The organism is Phormidium yuhuli AB48 (assembly GCF_023983615.1).
GTDB lineage: Bacteria > Cyanobacteriota > Cyanobacteriia > Cyanobacteriales > Geitlerinemataceae > Sodalinema > Sodalinema yuhuli.
In genome coordinates this window covers 2,601,948-2,617,966 of record NZ_CP098611.1, presented here as the reverse complement: position 1 = coordinate 2,617,966, position 16,019 = coordinate 2,601,948, and the positions used below count along the sequence as shown (strand labels likewise).

Annotated in this window: 14 protein-coding genes; 6 read left to right on the top strand and 8 right to left on the bottom strand. The window is 51.2% G+C overall.

Going from position 1 to position 16,019, the window contains the following annotated elements:
• Positions 1-850: 850 nt before the first annotated feature.
• Both NEA10_RS11225 and pyrF read left to right on the top strand, forming a co-directional pair.
• Positions 851-2,746 carry a sensor histidine kinase gene (locus tag NEA10_RS11225; RefSeq protein WP_374111753.1) on the top strand — a complete coding sequence of 632 codons (1,896 nt, stop codon included), beginning with the start codon at positions 851-853 and terminating at the stop codon, positions 2,744-2,746.
• 66 nt (positions 2,747-2,812) lie between these two features.
• The gene (gene pyrF / locus NEA10_RS11220; RefSeq protein ID WP_252659977.1) at positions 2,813-3,520 is read left to right on the top strand and encodes an orotidine-5'-phosphate decarboxylase; all 708 of its coding nucleotides are present in this window, start codon (positions 2,813-2,815) and stop codon (positions 3,518-3,520) included.
• 3 nt (positions 3,521-3,523) lie between these two features.
• On the opposite strand, the gene NEA10_RS11215 is transcribed toward pyrF, so the two are convergent.
• Positions 3,524-3,928 carry a DUF7682 family zinc-binding protein gene (locus tag NEA10_RS11215; protein ID WP_252659975.1) on the bottom strand — a complete coding sequence of 135 codons (405 nt, stop codon included), beginning with the start codon at positions 3,926-3,928 and terminating at the stop codon, positions 3,524-3,526.
• 189 nt (positions 3,929-4,117) lie between these two features.
• On the opposite strand from NEA10_RS11215, the gene NEA10_RS11210 reads away from it, so the two are divergent.
• Together NEA10_RS11210 and NEA10_RS11205 are read left to right on the top strand one after the other, a co-directional pair.
• Positions 4,118-4,804, top strand: coding sequence for a histidine phosphatase family protein (locus NEA10_RS11210; RefSeq protein WP_252659973.1), 687 nt, complete (start codon positions 4,118-4,120; stop codon positions 4,802-4,804).
• 62 nt (positions 4,805-4,866) lie between these two features.
• The gene (locus NEA10_RS11205) at positions 4,867-5,886 is read left to right on the top strand and encodes a glucokinase (RefSeq protein ID WP_252659971.1); all 1,020 of its coding nucleotides are present in this window, start codon (positions 4,867-4,869) and stop codon (positions 5,884-5,886) included.
• A 9-nt stretch (positions 5,887-5,895) separates the two neighbouring features.
• Here the strand turns inward: NEA10_RS11205 and NEA10_RS11200 are convergent, their stop codons facing one another.
• Complete coding sequence (locus NEA10_RS11200; protein WP_252659969.1) at positions 5,896-8,304, bottom strand: hypothetical protein; 2,409 nt, start codon at positions 8,302-8,304, stop codon at positions 5,896-5,898.
• A 38-nt stretch (positions 8,305-8,342) separates the two neighbouring features.
• On the bottom strand, positions 8,343-9,227 hold the full coding sequence (locus tag NEA10_RS11195) for an undecaprenyl-diphosphate phosphatase (RefSeq protein WP_445164669.1): 885 nt from the start codon (positions 9,225-9,227) through the stop codon (positions 8,343-8,345).
• Between the two features lie 474 nt (positions 9,228-9,701).
• Between NEA10_RS11195 and NEA10_RS11190 the strand changes: the two genes are divergently transcribed.
• Together NEA10_RS11190 and recJ are read left to right on the top strand one after the other, a co-directional pair.
• Entirely contained in the window at positions 9,702-10,256 is a 555-nt protein-coding gene (locus NEA10_RS11190; protein WP_252659965.1) for an STAS domain-containing protein, read from the top strand.
• Positions 10,257-12,515: a single-stranded-DNA-specific exonuclease RecJ gene (recJ, locus tag NEA10_RS11185; RefSeq protein ID WP_252659963.1), complete on the top strand. Its 2,259-nt coding sequence runs from the start codon at positions 10,257-10,259 to the stop codon at positions 12,513-12,515.
• Here the strand turns inward: recJ and gatC are convergent.
• From gatC to NEA10_RS11160, 5 genes are all read right to left on the bottom strand, one after another.
• A complete protein-coding gene (gene gatC / locus NEA10_RS11180; protein WP_252659961.1) occupies positions 12,443-12,730 on the bottom strand; it encodes an Asp-tRNA(Asn)/Glu-tRNA(Gln) amidotransferase subunit GatC in 288 nt (95 codons plus the stop codon). The genes recJ and gatC overlap by 73 nt on opposite strands.
• A 164-nt stretch (positions 12,731-12,894) precedes the next feature.
• A complete protein-coding gene (locus NEA10_RS11175) occupies positions 12,895-13,413 on the bottom strand; it encodes a photosystem I assembly protein Ycf3 (RefSeq protein ID WP_252659952.1) in 519 nt (172 codons plus the stop codon).
• Positions 13,414-13,481: 68 nt separating this feature from the next.
• Positions 13,482-14,174, bottom strand: coding sequence for a 2-C-methyl-D-erythritol 4-phosphate cytidylyltransferase (ispD, locus tag NEA10_RS11170; RefSeq protein WP_252659951.1), 693 nt, complete (start codon positions 14,172-14,174; stop codon positions 13,482-13,484).
• 88 nt (positions 14,175-14,262) lie between these two features.
• Positions 14,263-15,279, bottom strand: a complete 1,017-nt coding sequence (gene ygfZ / locus NEA10_RS11165; protein ID WP_252659949.1) for a CAF17-like 4Fe-4S cluster assembly/insertion protein YgfZ — start codon at positions 15,277-15,279, stop codon at positions 14,263-14,265.
• A gap of 119 nt (positions 15,280-15,398) precedes the next feature.
• Entirely contained in the window at positions 15,399-16,004 is a 606-nt protein-coding gene (locus NEA10_RS11160) for a hypothetical protein (protein ID WP_252659946.1), read from the bottom strand.
• Positions 16,005-16,019 lie beyond the last annotated feature (15 nt).

Genomic DNA, 16,019 nt, shown 5'->3' with positions numbered 1-16,019 from the left:
GGGATATTTCATAATGTGTTTTGGCGGCTACCCGACTACCATTCGGTCACTGGATTTGTTTGTCGTCACAGAGATGACACAGAGATGCCACAGAGACAAAGTATTTTTTAGACTACCGTTACATCTTTAGGTGTTTTTTTACCAATCTATAGGTTAAACAATTCTTGAGGGCCATGTCAAGATGATTTAGACTGAGCCGGTCATTCTCATTATGAAAAAAATTATCATTTCTTGACCTAGGTCAAGGGCTGAAACACTGATTATATCATTGGAACTCAGGGCTTTAAGACGCTTCACCTCCCAGGGAAGACCCAAAACCCGAAATAGTCATAATTGCAAATATTTTTCAATTAGTAACCTCGGCTTATCCTCCACAGAAGCAGAATTTGCCGGTAATTTCGATGTGAACTATTTTCGGCAGTTAATGGCTATTAATGTATGGGTCAAAATTATTTAAGTGCCGTTACGTAAGCCATTTAAGTGTCGTTACGTAAGCCATTTAAGTGTCATTACGTAAACCGTTTAAATGTCGTTACGGTGGATGGAGGGGGGTGTTGGACACCCCTTTTACCCTTTCGAGGATAGTGCGACGACTCATGGTAGCAATGTTAGAATCAGCGTGGCGGCCGTAACCGAGGCAGATGTTGAGCTTAGAACTCATCACGCTGGTGGGAAGTTTGAGCCTGGTGATAAATCTGAGTGACGTACACAACCATCGCGTCGAGCATCTGCTGGAGATGATTCACCCAATCTCAGACGTTCTCGAGATTCTCGCTACGACGGATCAGCATCACAGACGCTGACCTGTGTCTTCTATCCCCTCTGTTCTACCTTGGTCTCCAAATTAAAGATGTCAACTCCTCTCAAGATGTTCCGACCCTGGAAATCCCTCTGTAGAATCATAGCGATCGCCGTCATCTATCATCTGGTGGCCTTAGTCGGGATGCGATTAGCCGTTCTACCCGGAGATGTCGCTACCGTCTGGGTTCCAGCCGGATTAAGTCTGGCGGTGGTGCTTCTCTGGGGATGGGGAGTTTGGCCGGGAGTTTTGATCGGAGCCTTTAGCACCTATCTCATTCTCGACCCGAGTCCCGCCAGCCTCGGGATTGGTATCATTACTGCCCTTGGCAACACCTTAACACCCCTGATTGGGGTCAGGGTAATTCGACACTTCATTCCCAGTCTTGATCCCCTGCAAAAAATCAGTCATGTTTTCATATTTATTACCATTGGTGCCCTACTTTGTCAACTTATTAGTGCTAGCTTTGGAGTTGGATCTTTGCTGATCATGAACTGGATAACTCCTTCAGAGATTGGCTATATTTTCATGACTTGGTGGATTGCCAATGCGACAGGTGTTATTGTTTATACTCCTTGGATATTAACGCTCTATTGCCGCTGGAAAAACAGTCCTGTCATTTCCAGTAAACAACATTGGAAATGGAAGCCTGTAGAAATTGCTTCTTGGGTTGCGGTATCCCTAATTGTTATGCAATTAGCATTTTTTCAAGCCTATCCCATTGAGTATCTCGTGATTCCTCTCTTGGTTTGGGCAGTTTTTCGCTTTCCCACCTACATCACTACCAGCGTCATTGTTATCACTATTTCCCTAGCGGTTGTGGGCACAGTTCAAGAAAAAAGTGTCTTTGTTCGTGATAATCTCAATACATCTCTCTTATTTTTAAACTCGTTTATTGCCGTTATTTCAATTACTATGCTGGTGCTGATGGCAGTGCTCACTGAGCGGAGCCAAGCCAGCCGAGAGCTACAACAGGCCAAGCAAGATTTAGAAAAGCGCGTTCAAAACCGTACTCAAGAACTTTTTGCGGCAAATCAACAACTAATACAGCAGCAGGAGGATTTACAAAAACAGGCAAAGTCTTTAAATCAAACTGTATCTGAATTGAGAAAAACGCAAGCTCAGTTAATTCAAAACGAAACGATGACTGGCTTAGGTCAGTTAGTGGCGGGAGTAGCTCATGAAATCAATAATCCTATTGGCTTTATTTATAGCAATCTCACCCCAGCCAAAGAGTATTTTGAGGATATTTTAAAATTGCTGGAGCTTTACGATTCAAAACTTTCTCCAGGTGACCGAGATATTTTACAATTTAAGGAGGAAATTGATTTTGAGTTTATTCAGCAAGATTTTCTAGATTTGATGACGTCCATGAGATCTGGCTCAGAACGGATTCAGCAAATTGTTGTGAGTTTACGCAATTTCTCCCGTTTGGATGAGGCAGAACTTAAGTATGTTGATATTCACCAAGGTTTAGACAGTACCCTGCTTGTCTTACAACATCGCTTACAAGGGGAAACAGACTATCCTCCAATTAAAATTATTAAAAATTACGATAATTTGCCGAAGGTGGAATGCTTTGCTCTTTACATCAATCAAGTATTTATGAATTTATTGAATAATGCAATCGAGGGAATAGTGGCTCGGCAAGCTCAAGAAAATAATGCCCCTGCTGGAAAAATCACAATTCAGACTAAGCGATTTACTGAATCGATTATTCAGATTATTATTTCTGACAATGGAATTGGAATTAGCTCCAGGCATAAAAATCGTATTTTCGAGCCATTTTTTACTACAAAAGATGTGGGCAAAGGCACGGGGCTAGGATTATATAATAGCTATGAAACAGTTGTTACAAAACATGGCGGAAGTTTGGTCTGCGAGTCCATCCCTAATCAAGAAACTACCTTTGAGATCACCTTGCCTATCCAGAGTCCCCTGGCTTGAGTCTTTGCAGATTCTCAATGGCTTGCTAGGATATAGGACTTGCATCTTTATCGGTCCTGAGGAATTATGACGGCTGCTGAACGTATTATTGTTCCCCTCGATGTTCCCAACTTGGAGCGAGCGATCGCCCAACTAAATCAACTTCCCGAGGTTCAATTCTGGAAAGTGGGACTAGAACTATTTATCAGTGAAGGTCCTCCTATACTTGAGCTTCTCAAGACGCGAGAGAAACGGATTTTCCTCGATCTCAAACTTCATGATATCCCCAATACCATGGCGGGGGCCTGTCGTTCAGCCGCTCGCTATGGCGTGGATTTGTTAACCTTACACGCCACCGCTGGACGGCCAGCCTTACAAGCCGCACAACAGGCGTTAGAGCAGGGAGCTGAGGACGCCCATCAACCCCCAGCCAAAGCCATCGCCGTCACCCTATTAACCAGCCTCAACGCCCGAGAACTAGCCTTTGACCTACAGGTTCCCATTGAACTTCCAGAATATGCTCTGAAGCTGGCCCTGTTGGCTCAGGAATCTGGGTTGGGGGGAGCAGTCTGTTCCCCCCAGGAGGCTCAGCAACTGCGGCAGATCTGCGGTCCAGACTTTCTGCTCATTTGTCCTGGGATTCGCCCCTCCTGGGCGACCGCTGGAGACCAACAACGGGTGATGACTCCTAAACAAGCTCTGGCTGCGGGTGCGAGCTATCTGGTAATTGGCCGTCCCATCACCCTGGCTGACAATCCGGCAGCGGCATTTGAACGCATCTGTGGGGAGTTATAACCCCTAAGCACCCGGTTTTTTAACGTTATAGTCCTCGTGGGACAACACCGACTGAGGGACAATCCAGTCTCCATCATCGCGACAAATCATGCGATAATTGCGAGTTATGGGTATACTAATAACCTGGCGATCGTGTCTCATGCGCTTACCATTAAAGTCACGATAGCTCTGATGTTCGGCCAGACCAGATATTATATCTCTGGCTTTGACAACCACATATTGAGGCAGCGATCGCAAATCAATATCATCCTGCTCAAAGCTGGCTTCCCAAGCTAGCTTGTCCGCTTTTTTCTTATGAAAAGCCTGTAACTGTTTTTCCTGCTCTTGCCGTTCTTGTTTGCAGCGATGACAGGTTCTTCCATACCCTTTATGTCCGCAGGGAAATGTTTTTTTACGTCGTTTAGCCATAGCGTTTACTTGACGGGACTCTCTCGGAACACATCACTGGCATGAACCATCCTCGTCGTCCCTGCCCCCTTCCAAGTGGCTTAACCCCTCAGACCAGAATTGGTGAGGGAACAGGACGTTTATAGGTTGATTACTCCGATGACAAGTTCTTCTATTTTAAAGCACGGTGACCCTTGATTTATTACCTCTATGACCGCAAACCACTCTTTAAACAATCAGACTCCCCAGACCATCTGGATTGCCCGACATGGTCATCGTTATGATTTTCAATATCCCCAATGGTTTGAAACGGCTCCGCGACGTTACGACCCTCCCCTCTCGGAGCTAGGATTACAACAGGCTCAGGAATTAGCTCAGCGGTTGCAACAGGAGTATGACCCCGGTTCATCCCGGCTGACGATTTTTAGCTCCCCCTTTCGTCGTTGTGTAACCACCGCTGATGCTGTAGCTGACCGGTTGCAAACGAAGATTTATTTGGAATGGGGGATTGGTGAATGGCTGAATCCGGACTGGATGACGGAAATGCCAGAAACTGCCTCCCCTGAAGAATTACAGGCAGAATTTCCCCGCCTGGATTTAACGTATCAATCGCGATCGCACCCTCACTATCCCGAAATTCAGCAAGAAGACTGTTGGCGACGCTCAGGAGAGACGGCCCGTTACCTAGCTCATCACACCAGAGGCGACCTACTTTTCCTGGGTCATGGTGCAACGGTGTTGGGGATGACCCAGGGCCTACTGGGATATCCCGTTGACCTACATACAGCCTGTTGCTGTCTGGTAAAATTAACCCGAGATGGGGGGGATTGGCATCTAGAACTCAAGGGAGATACCAGCCATTTGAGCAAAACGGAAACCCAGATACGCCTCAACTAAATCAAAATTCACTTAAATTAAAAAGGCAAACCCCATCGAGTCAGGTCTAGAATCAAGTTTATATGAGTATTGTCCTAGCCGGTGATATCGGCGGCACGAAAACAATTTTACGATTAGTTGAGGTAACTCAGCATCCAGACCATCCCCAGTTGAAGGTTCTCCACGAGGACACCTACCCCAGTCAAGACTATCCCGATTTAGTTCCCATCGCGGCCAGCTTCCTCAAGGATGCTGACTATTCTGACCCGGTTCAACGAGCCTGTTTCGGGATTGCCGGCCCAGTGGTGAACAATACCTCCCAACTGACTAATCTCTCGTGGTCGTTGGAGGGAACTCGCCTGGCTCAAGAGCTGGAGATTGAATCGGTCACCCTCATCAATGACTTCGCCGCCATCGGTTATGGGGTGCTGGGATTGGAAGAGGGGAATTTACATCGCCTTCAGGAGGTTGACCCCGCTCAGAAACAGCGAAGGGATGTGCCCCTGGCGGTTCTGGGGGCGGGAACGGGTCTGGGAGAGTGTTTTCTCATTTCTTGCGGAAGTCAGACCTATGTGGGCGCGACAGAGGGGGGACATAGCGATTTTGCACCCCGCACGGCCTTAGAGTTTGAACTGCTGGATTATCTCAAGACCAGCCAAGGATTAGGGCGAGTCTCTGTGGAACGGGTCGTGTCAGGCCAGGGGATTGTCTCGATTTATGAGTTTCTCTGCGATCGCCATTTTGCCGACCATGAGAACTGTCGTCAGATGTTGGCAGCGGAGACCCCGGCGGCGGCAATTTCTCAGGCGGCCCTGGAGGAGTCCGATGAGATTGCTCAGAAAACCATGGAGATGTTTGTCTCGGCCTATGGTGCGGAGGCGGGGAACTTAGCGTTAAAGCTATTACCCTATCGCGGCCTCTATATTGCCGGGGGGATTGCAGCGAAAATTCTACCGCTGCTGCATCGCCATGAAACCTTTATGAATGCCTATCTAGATAAGGGACGGGTCAGTCCTCTGTTAAAAGAGATTCCCGTTGAGGTGGTTCTTGAACCCAAAGTTGGATTGATTGGGGCAGCCATTTGTGCCGATCTCAACTCCTAGGGCAATCGTTTAGGGGTTAAAACAGCTCTGGAGGCGATGGTCGAGTTGGGCGCCGGTTTGACCGATGTTGAGCCGTTGAGGGTACATCTGATCTAATCTCCGGCGTTGGCTGGGGCTGGGGTGTTGGTCTCCGAGAATCCCTTGCTCTCGTTTATACTCTAATTGCTGTCGTAGTCCCTGTTCCCCTGAACTGTGTTGATTCCAGAGTTGATCTAACAGTCGCACGTCCTCACAGGTCGCGTGCTGACTGGCAAAGCGTTGCAGTTGGTGACGAGTCCAGGTGTTGGCTCGTTGCCAATCCCCGTTACTGAGCCAGGTTTCCAGTTGGCGATAGTTGGAGAGGGTTTGCAGAAGAATGTCGGGGCGATCGTTGCCGAGGGTTTGCAGCCGGTTGCGGCCACGACTGAGTTGGTTAAACTGCTCTTGTGCCGTTTGGAAATCCCCTTGATAGAGGGCGGTGCGTGCTCGGTTCAGTCGTTGGCGATTAGCTTCGTATTCGAGGCGATCGCGCAAATCATCCAGACGATAGCTCAGACGATTGCGTTGCCGCTCATCTTCAATCTGCTCAAACCACTGTTCGGCTTGGGGAAGATTGTCGTCGTCTACAGCTTGATGTACCAACTGACTATAGGCGCGATCGCGGAGGGTTTGTCCCTGTTGTTGCCAGTGGCGGGTGGTGAGGGGTTGGGTTTGGGCAATGGCTTGTTGAGGATTATTGTTCACGAGAGCGGCTTGAGCCTGGTCAAAGTTTTGTTGATTCTTGTCCCAGGCCTGTTGCCATTGCTGGGCGAGGTTTTCTCGGTGTTCTGAAGAGGTCGTTTCTTGGGGGAGGGAGTTTAAGAGGGCGATCGCAGTTTGCAGTTGCCCCGCATCATAGGACTGTTCGGCCTCTTCAAGTAGGGCAGAGGTAATCTGTTCTCGGAGATGACTAATACTTGAGGAGATGGTGTTTTCGTCCTGGATACGTCGCAGTTGGCTTAGGGCCCCATGGAACTGTCCGGCATTCACCAGGGTTTGGGCCTGGCCAAGATGACAGCGATCTCCGACGGGTTGAACTCGCTCTCGTAGGGAAAGGGGCACTTGACGAATCGCTTGTAAGCAACGGTCAAATTTCCCAGACCCCTGGAGTTGGACAATTTCTTGAACCGTCATCTGTCGCTGTTGTTCGATTTGCCAATGCTGATAGCCCCCGTAGCTCACCAGCAGGGAGAGGGTTCCCCCCACCATCACCTGCCAGGGACGAGAACTGCGACGGAAGGGTTTGTGGGGACGGGCGAAGGTACGGGGTGGAGCTTGGTAGATGGGTTGGTCCACCCGCTGGGGAGGTTTGGGTTTGGGGCGCGATCGCCGTTTGGGGAGGGGGGGAACGATAGTATTAGGAGCCGGAAAGGGGTCCCGTCCTCCCAGTTTTTGGGTCCGTTCACACCAGGGACAACGGGTTAGATGGCCTCCGTAGCGGTGACGGGGGTTGTGTTGGCAGGAGACGAGTGCCTGCTCAGCTTCCGTGAGGGCCATGGCCCAGTCATCTGGACTGGGGCGTTGCTGGGGTTGTTGATGTCCCAGGTCAAAGCACTGGTGAAATAGGTCTTGTAGGCGAGGATGGAGGGTCCTGAGAGGGGGAGCAAAGGGTTTGGGCCGCAGGGGAACGGCACGCTGACTGTAGGCGTAATAGCCAGCGACGATCCGATCTTGGATCAGGGGGGGGTCTCCGGGTTTGAGATAGACACCATCGAAGGGATGAGTTCCTTCCATCAGCAGTTGGAAAATTAAGACAGCAACACCAAAGGCATCATGAGTGGGGGTGCGATCGCAGCGATCGAAGCGTTTTCCCTGCAATTCAGGAGGGGTAAATTCCGGCTTTCCCACCCCACAGCGGTAGACCATTCCCGAGCAGCGATCGCGAATTTGGAAGGAGTCGGTATCAATGAGAAACACCAATGCCGAGGGATTCACCAGCATATTGGACTCATTGACATCACCAATCACATAACCGCGATGATGCAAGGCGGAAACAGCGACGGAGAGATTACGGGCAACGCGGTGTAAGTGGGTATAGGTGAAAAAGGGCAGTTTTTGGCGACGACTGCGGGGGATATACAACTCATGCAGGGGATAGCCTTGGGGAACCCGTGGCATCATGAATCCCAACACTTGGCCACTGCCATTGAGTAATAAATCAACAGGAGCAGCAATCGCTGGGTTTTGTGGAGGATATTGTAAACTCAGCCGCAGTTTGGCTAAGCCCTGGGGGGTAAGTTTATTGGGATGATACACCTTCGCCACCCATTGGGGCTGTTCTATGATGGCGTAGATACTTCCCTCCCCTCCTCGACCCAGTTCTTGGCTGAGAGTGATCGGTTGTCCACTGAGGCTATACAGGGAATTGAGCCTGACGGGGATGGATGCAGGTTGTCTCATCGCTTATGTCTCATCGCTTGTGTCTTTCTGTGATGGCACTAGGATTGCAATAGGCCGCTAGCCAGTCCGCCTAAAATGACAATCCCAAAGGCCACTCGATACCAGACAAAGAGCCAGGTACTTTGAGTTTTGAGATAGTTGATTAACCAGGCAATTGAGAGGTAAGAAAATACCCCAGCCGAAAGGATGCCGGCAATGAGGGGAATGGGGCCGACCGTTTCAGTGGCCTCAAGGACATCGCCCAACTCAACGATTCCCGCTAAGGTGATGGCCGGTAACCCTAAGAGGAAGGAAAAGCGGGCAGCAGTTGCACGTTCTAATCCCATAAACAGACCCGCAGTAATGGTTGACCCAGAACGGGATACGCCGGGAATCAAGGCTAAGGTTTGCGCCAGTCCCATCAAAATTCCGTCTCGGGTTTGCAGTTGAGAAAACGTACGCTTGTGACGACAAAATTGCTCTGTTAATCCCAGTAACAGACCCATCACAATGGAAACAATGGCAATCACAACTAAACTACGGGCTGTGAATTCATAAAATTCACGAAAGCCAAGTTTGACGATTAAGCCAACTACAGAAATGGGAATAGTCCCTAAGATAATTCCCAGAGCAATTTTAAAGTTTTCATTTTGGTAATCTCGGCTTAAAATGGCTCGTAAGCCGCCACCAAAAACCTGAATTAAATCTTTCCAAAAGTACCAAATGACTGCCACAATACTTCCCAGTTGAATCACCGCTGTGAACGAGGCTCCGGGATCACCCCAACCCAGAAACTCAGGAATCACTTTTAGGTGGGCGGAACTGCTGATAGGAATAAATTCTGTCAGCCCCTGTACCATCCCTAGGATAATGGCTTCGAGGACATTGGGCTGCCAAGTCACCAGGTCGATGGGACTGGAGCTGGCTATCCCTGGCTGGCTCATGGGGATGGCGATCGCCCAACTGAGACTGGTCACACCGACAAACAGAACATATTGAAGTCTGGCCATGGTCAATTCAATCCGCAATGTGTCCCCATCTTAGAAGACGAATGGGGTGAATGTTTCGTTCAATCTCCAGACTCCAAGGGCAAACCGGGTTGGGGCTGAGTCTTTCAAGTCAGTATACCCAATGTTGATTTAAAAATCAATCCCTTAGCAGACAAAAATTTTGGTCAGGGGAGGAGTTGAGGTCCCAGAGGCGGCTTTGGGGATGAGTCAGGGTTGTTTTGCAAAGCTAAGCTAAAAATTCTGTGAAACTTTGACAAAGTTGTCTCCAACTCCCTAAAACGGCACAAAATTTCACGGTAGGATGGACACGCCCGGTTTATTGATATCTATGTCACGTTTCATCCCTAGGGAGCGGAATCTTTGACAGTTACGAACGTATAGTCTAGTCAAGGGAGTGCAAGACTGGCGATGGCCATCGTCCTCCGACCCCACGGTAAATTGAATGCCCATGGTGCAGCCAAACTTAAACAGAAGTTGGGACAACTTCTGACGAAAGTCCCGGCGAACCAGAAAACCTGGATTGTGGATCTAGGCGATGTACACCACATTGATCGTAATGGTCTCGTGTCTTTGATTGAGTTACGTCGGCAGGCGGAAGGAGCCTGTTGTAACTTTGTCCTACGGGATGTCTCAGAATCGGTGCGGATGACCTTGGATGCCGCTCATCTGAGCGAGAGATTTACGATTCAGTCAGAACTGAACCCTTCAAACCGACGACGGCGTTCTCCTAAGCCTCGTCCTCTACACCAAAGTTCGCCACCAGAGCCAGGGATGAGACAGCAGGATTCCCCTGACCCCTGTGAGGCCTCAGAGATGGACGTTGACGGTGACGTTGAAATTTCCCAAATTCCCCAGGTGACGACCTCACACGGGAGATTCCAGTCTCCGGTTGTTTCTACGTCCGATCCCTTATATTCGAAGATGACCGTTAATGAGAGGCAGTGGACGACGTGGAGGCAATAAATGGAGTGGTCGCATCCCCCATCCGTTTGGCACTGTAGCACCCCAGACTCGCCGCCGGCTGAGTTTGTTCGAGCGGTGCAACAGTATACCTCTAGTGGGGGAGAACGCCTGGCGAGAGTGCTTTGGAATCGACAGCAGCGAGATCTATCCCAACTACGGGGTTTCCTCGATTCACGCCACTACCGAGCGACTGCTGCGGCTGCATTTGGGGGAGAACTTCAGCAGGCGATCGCCCGCTTGCAACGGGCGATCGCCAACAGGGAACTCGTGGCAATCTGGGGAGATTTCGATGCGGACGGAGTAACGGCGACGTCGGTCCTGTGGGAGGGACTGGGGCAGTTTTTTGACCGTTCGCAGCAGTTATCGTACTACATTCCCAACCGCCTCACGGAGTCCCATGGTCTGAACCACGCCGGAGTGGAGCGGTTAGCGGCCCAAGGGGTGAGCTTGATTGTCACCTGTGATACAGGAAGTACTAATGTGGCAGAAATCGAGCGGGCAGGGGAATTAGGCATCGATATTATCGTCACGGACCACCATACCCTATTACCCCAACGTCCCCCAGTGACGGCGTTGATTAATCCGCGCAATCTCCCGCCAGATCATCCGCTCTATCATCTGTCGGGGGTGGCGGTGGCCTATAAGTTGGTGGAAGGGTTATATGAAGCCTTACCAGAAGTTCCCCAGCAGCCTTTAGAACGCCTATTAGACTTGGTAGCCATCGGTTTGATTGCTGATTTGGTGCAGCTACAGGGGGATTGTCGTTATTTGGCCCAGCGAGGGTTGCAGCAACTACGGGAACAGATAACGAACCCCACCCATCCGGGGGTGAAGGCCTTGTTACAGCATTGTAAGCGTCAGGGCGATCGCCCCACAGATATCTCCTTTGGTATTGGTCCGCGGATTAACGCCGTCAGCCGGATTTATGGGGATGCCAGTTTTTGTGTGGAGTTGTTGACTTCCCGAGATGGCGATCGCGCCGAAACCCTGGCCCAACAAGCCGAGGAAGCCAACGCTCGCCGTAAGGAAGTGCAGCAGCGAGTTCTGCTGAGCGTGCAACAGCAGCTAGAACAGATTGATTTATCGACGACGACGGTTTTAGTGCTGAGCGACCCTCAATGGGAGGTGGGGGTGTTAGGCTTGGTGGCGGGGCAAATTGCCAGTGAATGGGGTCGGCCAACCCTGTTACTCTGGGAAGACCATCACAGTAATCCACCTCTAGCGAAGGGATCGGCCCGTTCGGTGGCGGGGTTGGATCTGTATGAGTTAGTCAACAGTCAGGCCCATCTCCTCCATCGCTTCGGGGGTCATCCCTTTGCGGCGGGGTTAAGTCTTCCCCTAGAGAATCTCACCCTGTTACGAGAAGCCCTCAATCAACAATTGCTGCAAAAATTAGGGCGATTTGGTGGGATTCAACCGATTCTTAACTATGACTTAGAGGTGACGGTGGCGGATCTCGGTCAAGATTTGTTTCGGGAGTTGAAACATCTCGAACCCTGTGGGATGGGGAATCCGGTCCCGCGTTTGCGAGTGAGACATTGTTGGTTTGAGGGAGCGAGACATCGAAAACTCAGGGTTAAGGGGCAGAAGTTGCAATATCTAATTACCTCATTTCGACTGCGAGATGACAGTTGCGATCATGGGTTTGCGGGGATGTGGTGGGGTCATTATGACGATGAGTTGCCCCCCGGCCCCTGTGATGCGATTGTTGAACTCGACTTCAATTCTCAGCGTTCCCAGTATGAGGTCCGTTTGATTGATGTACGCTCCGTTGAGGTGCCATCAGCGGAGGAGGAGGCGATTGTGTCTCCCCCAGACTTGGCGATCGCCCCAAGCCAGGATGGTCTATCTCAACCCCAGTCTCTTATGTCCGAACCGATGTCTATAGCCGACCTAGAAGCGGCCAGCCAGGAAACCTGGTTAACCCTGATTGGGATTGCCAAATATCTCAGCCGCACCCAGGAAACTCATCCCCGGACAGCAATTCAGCAGAAATTGGGGATTGGCGATCGCCCTTTGGAGATTGGTTTACATCAGTTATCGCAACTCGGCTACTGGGTTAACTCCCCCAGTCCCGACCTAATCGAGATTCGCAACACTCAGCCCCCAGAGGGCGACAATCGGCCCGTACACCAGTTGGCCCAACCCTTCCTGGAGGCGGTGTGCGAAGAACAGTTCCGCCAACGCTACAGGATTTTAGGAACTTTAAAGAACTCATCTTCGCGATCGGGGGCGGACTCTAACAAATCTTCCCGATGAGGATACACTTCCTGTTGGTCGTTGCGGGTGATGTTACGCATATCAATGGCATGGGCTGTGGGTTTGACATTTTCAGTGTCTAACTCTTCTAATTGTTGGAAATAGTCCAAAATGCCATTGAGTTGACCAACAAACTGCGTTTCTTCGTTTTCTGTGAGTTTTAAGCGGGCGAGATGTGCCACTTTTTTGACATCATCCTGATTGAACTGACTCATGAAAATCTCCTTTTTTTAGCTTAGCTTTTAGGTGTTATCAGGGGAAGAAGGCAGTAGGGGAAGAAGGCAGTAGGGGGGGATAGTTAAAATCCCCGACCGGGTGGGGTAGGGGTGGGTTCCCCGACCGGGTGGGGTAGGGGTGGGTTCCCCAATTTAGCTATCCTTTAAAACCCATCTAAAGAAGCGCGACCGGTAGTTTTCATCCAGTTTTGGGCTTCAATATAGTTGTTGGGGGCTAAGCGAACTGCCTGTTTCCAATAGTCTGCGGCTTTATCAAAAAAGGCTTCAGACGTATCTAAATCTCCTTCTTCCTTAGCCCGTTCACCTCTATAGTGATAAATCACAGCGATATTATTAAACGCTTGGGGCATCCGGGGATTTAATTCCAGGGCTTCATGATATTTTTCCAAGCCCTGATCATGGTCGCCGTTACTCGCATAAATGAGACCCATATTGTAGAGAATATAACTGCGATCGTTGGGGTCATCTTCGAGTTTGAGGGCTTCCTTGTAGTTGTCCATGGCTTCGGCATATTCACCATCAGCCTGGGCGGACATCCCATCACGATAGTAGGCAAAGGCTTCTTTCGCCGACTGTTTCGCGGGCAGAATCTTGAGGATGATGTCTGCCATGACAGTAAAGGATTTATCGATAAAGTTGTCGTTGCGTTGTGTCCGTGGCATGGGGGAGATGTTAAAAGGGAATAGGGAATCCGTTTTTTAGCTTAATCGATTTGTTGGGGTTTGTGGGGTTAAGATTGGCGATCGCGGTGGTTGAGGACGAAGGTGGCGATGGTCAAGTCGATGGGGGTGGTGACTTTGAGGTTAGTTTCTTCCCCGGGGACAATTTGAACCGGGAGTTGGCATTTCTCAAATAATGCCGCATCATCGGTGACTTGCCAACCCTCGCGGCGGCCGCGATCGTGACAGGCTTTGAGGGTCGCGACCTCGAAGCCTTGGGGGGTTTGGGCGGCCCAGAGATGACGGCGATCGGGGGTATCCTGTATTTCTAGCTCTTCGTTAACGACTTTGATGGTATCTTTCACCGGGATGGCGGCGATGAGTCCGGGACAGGTCTGAACCGCCTTGGCACAGCGGTTAAAGAGGTCGGGGGTGGCGAGACAACGGGCCCCGTCATGGATGAGAACATGGCTGGCATCCTCGGGAAGACTCTGTAGGCCGTTATAGACGGATTCTTGGCGGGTATCGCCTCCACTGATGAAGTGAACGGGTTTGCTGAGGGCGAGTTGGCTGAGAATTTGCTTAAACTCGTCCAGGTCATAGGGTTGGCAAATTAGTCCAATCCAGGTGATGGACTCGGCGGCTTCAGCAGCTTTGAGGGTCCAGGCGAGGATGGATTGGTGGAGAAGGGGAAGTAGGAGTTTGTTGCGATCGCTTCCCATACGGCGACCAACGCCCGCCGCAGGGATAAGTAGATGGGTCATGGGGGAAGAAGGCAAAAGGCAAAAGGCAAGAGGCATAACCCACCCCTGCCCCTCCCAGGAGGGGATTGCAAGAGGCAGGAGGAGGGGGTTAGGGGTTGGGGGGGCAGAGGTAGCCTCGGGAGAGGAAGGGGGGGTCGATGACGGTGGCTTCGGTGGCCCCGAGTTTGACGGAGAGACCGGCCCCTCCGGCTTTGGTGCGGATATAGCCTAGGCCGATATAGCCGTCTTCGCTGGGGATGATGCTGGTTAGGGTTCCGACTTTTTTGTCGTTGAGTTCAATGGGGGTTCCGGGTTCGACGGGTTCGGGGAGATGTAGGCCCCAGAGTTGTTGTTTGACGCCTTGATAGGTGTTGAGGCGGGCGATGGTTTCTTGGCCGATGTAACAGCCTTTGTCGAAGGAAATATAGTCCCAAAGTCCGGCTTCGAGGGGGTTGTAGTCGTCGGTGAGTTCGGCGTCGGGGGCGGGCCGTCCTTGTTGAATCCGCAATCGCTGCCAGACTCGTTCTCCGAGAGGGGTCGCGCCCTTCTCGTATAGGGCGGCCCGAAGGCTGGCGGCTTGGTCGGCGTCACAGAGAAGGGTGTAACCGGGGAGTTTGAGACCATTACCGGCGGCGAGACGAATCTCTGGGGCGTTGGGGAGCGTGTTTAGGGTGACACGGCGATGCTGTCCGGGGGGAATGTCCTCCGTCAGACCGAGGTTTTGTAGAAGTTGCTGGCTGTTGTCGCCGATGAGGCTGAAACAGGCAGTCTCTGAGGTGCGATCGCGCAATTCGACCTTGTCGGCTGGGAAGATGTAGCGATCTAAGAGTTGAAATAGGGTTTCGCGACGGTTGGGAGAGACTAAGATGAGGACAGACTCGTCGGTAATATAGACGGTGGCGAGGTCTAGGGTGCGAGCAGTATTGTTAACAAATACGGTCTCGCAGACTTCTCCCGGCTGCCGTTGGTTAAAGGTGTTGGTACTTTGGTTATGAATAAAGCGAAGGCGATCGCCCCCAGTGAGTTCTAAGCGTCCCCAGGGGGTGCGATCGTAAAGGGCCACGCCAGACTGGGCCGCCTGAAGGGCCTCAGCGTCATTTTGGGTCTCCTGTAACTCCTGATTCATGGTTGAGGGGAATATGCAGATTACTCTTTTTTCCAGGATACAGGGAAGAAGGGAACAGGGGGAAGAAGGCAAGAGGCAACAGGCAATAGGCAGTAGGGGTACTGCCTGCTGCCTTCTTCCTAAAACCTCAACGGTTCCCCACGACTGGTAAACTCAACTCCAGCAATATCTAACTCTGGGTTTTGGAGTAGGGTGTTGCGTAAACTGCCCAAGAGGGAAAATTGTTCACAGGTGGAGAGGGAGGCCCAACGGCGGGGTGCGTCGGGGGCGATGCGTAAATCGACGTTGACGGTACGGGTGGAGTCGTCCCGTTGCACGCGGTAGCCGGCTAGACGAAACTCCCCCTGGGCCCAGTCTTTGAGGACATGACCGATCGCCCCTTCGGTGGCCTGGTTGGGTGAGACTTGTTCGGTGCGAGGAATTAGATTTTCGCAGAATACGTCGGGCCGGTAGACGGTGACGGTGATGGTTCGTTCGTCGTCGGCGGGGGCCTTGGGGTTGGGGTTGTCGGGGCTGAGTTCTACGTCTCCTGGGGGGGACGTGGCTTGAGTGTCGTCTTCTCTGGAGGCCTCGGTTTCGGAGATGACGGGGGTTGAGGGTTGGGGAGGGTTCCAGCGGGGAGATCCGAATCGTCGTTGGGCCAGGGCCGGGGAGGTGAGGGCTAGGCTGGCGATCGCCCCAGTCAGACCCAACAGCAGATATGATTTGATACTGTTACTGCGCATAGTTTAACCTTCTCT

Bases quoted from the DNA above. Each gene is read 5' to 3' on its own strand.
- NEA10_RS11200 (WP_252659969.1), bottom strand. From the start codon at position 8,304: ATGAGACAACCTGCATCCATCCCCGTCAGGCTCAATTCCCTGTATAGC.
- NEA10_RS11160 (WP_252659946.1), bottom strand. From the start codon at position 16,004: ATGCGCAGTAACAGTATCAAATCATATCTGCTGTTGGGTCTGACTGGG.
- ispD (WP_252659951.1), bottom strand. From the start codon at position 14,174: ATGACCCATCTACTTATCCCTGCGGCGGGCGTTGGTCGCCGTATGGGA.
- NEA10_RS11210 (WP_252659973.1), top strand. From the start codon at position 4,118: ATGACCGCAAACCACTCTTTAAACAATCAGACTCCCCAGACCATCTGG.
- NEA10_RS11190 (WP_252659965.1), top strand. From the start codon at position 9,702: ATGGCCATCGTCCTCCGACCCCACGGTAAATTGAATGCCCATGGTGCA.
- NEA10_RS11225 (WP_374111753.1), top strand. From the start codon at position 851: ATGTCAACTCCTCTCAAGATGTTCCGACCCTGGAAATCCCTCTGTAGA.
- pyrF (WP_252659977.1), top strand. From the start codon at position 2,813: ATGACGGCTGCTGAACGTATTATTGTTCCCCTCGATGTTCCCAACTTG.
- NEA10_RS11175 (WP_252659952.1), bottom strand. From the start codon at position 13,413: ATGCCACGGACACAACGCAACGACAACTTTATCGATAAATCCTTTACT.
- gatC (WP_252659961.1), bottom strand. From the start codon at position 12,730: ATGAGTCAGTTCAATCAGGATGATGTCAAAAAAGTGGCACATCTCGCC.
- NEA10_RS11215 (WP_252659975.1), bottom strand. From the start codon at position 3,928: ATGGCTAAACGACGTAAAAAAACATTTCCCTGCGGACATAAAGGGTAT.
- recJ (WP_252659963.1), top strand. From the start codon at position 10,257: ATGGAGTGGTCGCATCCCCCATCCGTTTGGCACTGTAGCACCCCAGAC.
- ygfZ (WP_252659949.1), bottom strand. From the start codon at position 15,279: ATGAATCAGGAGTTACAGGAGACCCAAAATGACGCTGAGGCCCTTCAG.
- NEA10_RS11205 (WP_252659971.1), top strand. From the start codon at position 4,867: ATGAGTATTGTCCTAGCCGGTGATATCGGCGGCACGAAAACAATTTTA.
- NEA10_RS11195 (WP_445164669.1), bottom strand. From the start codon at position 9,227: ATGAGCCAGCCAGGGATAGCCAGCTCCAGTCCCATCGACCTGGTGACT.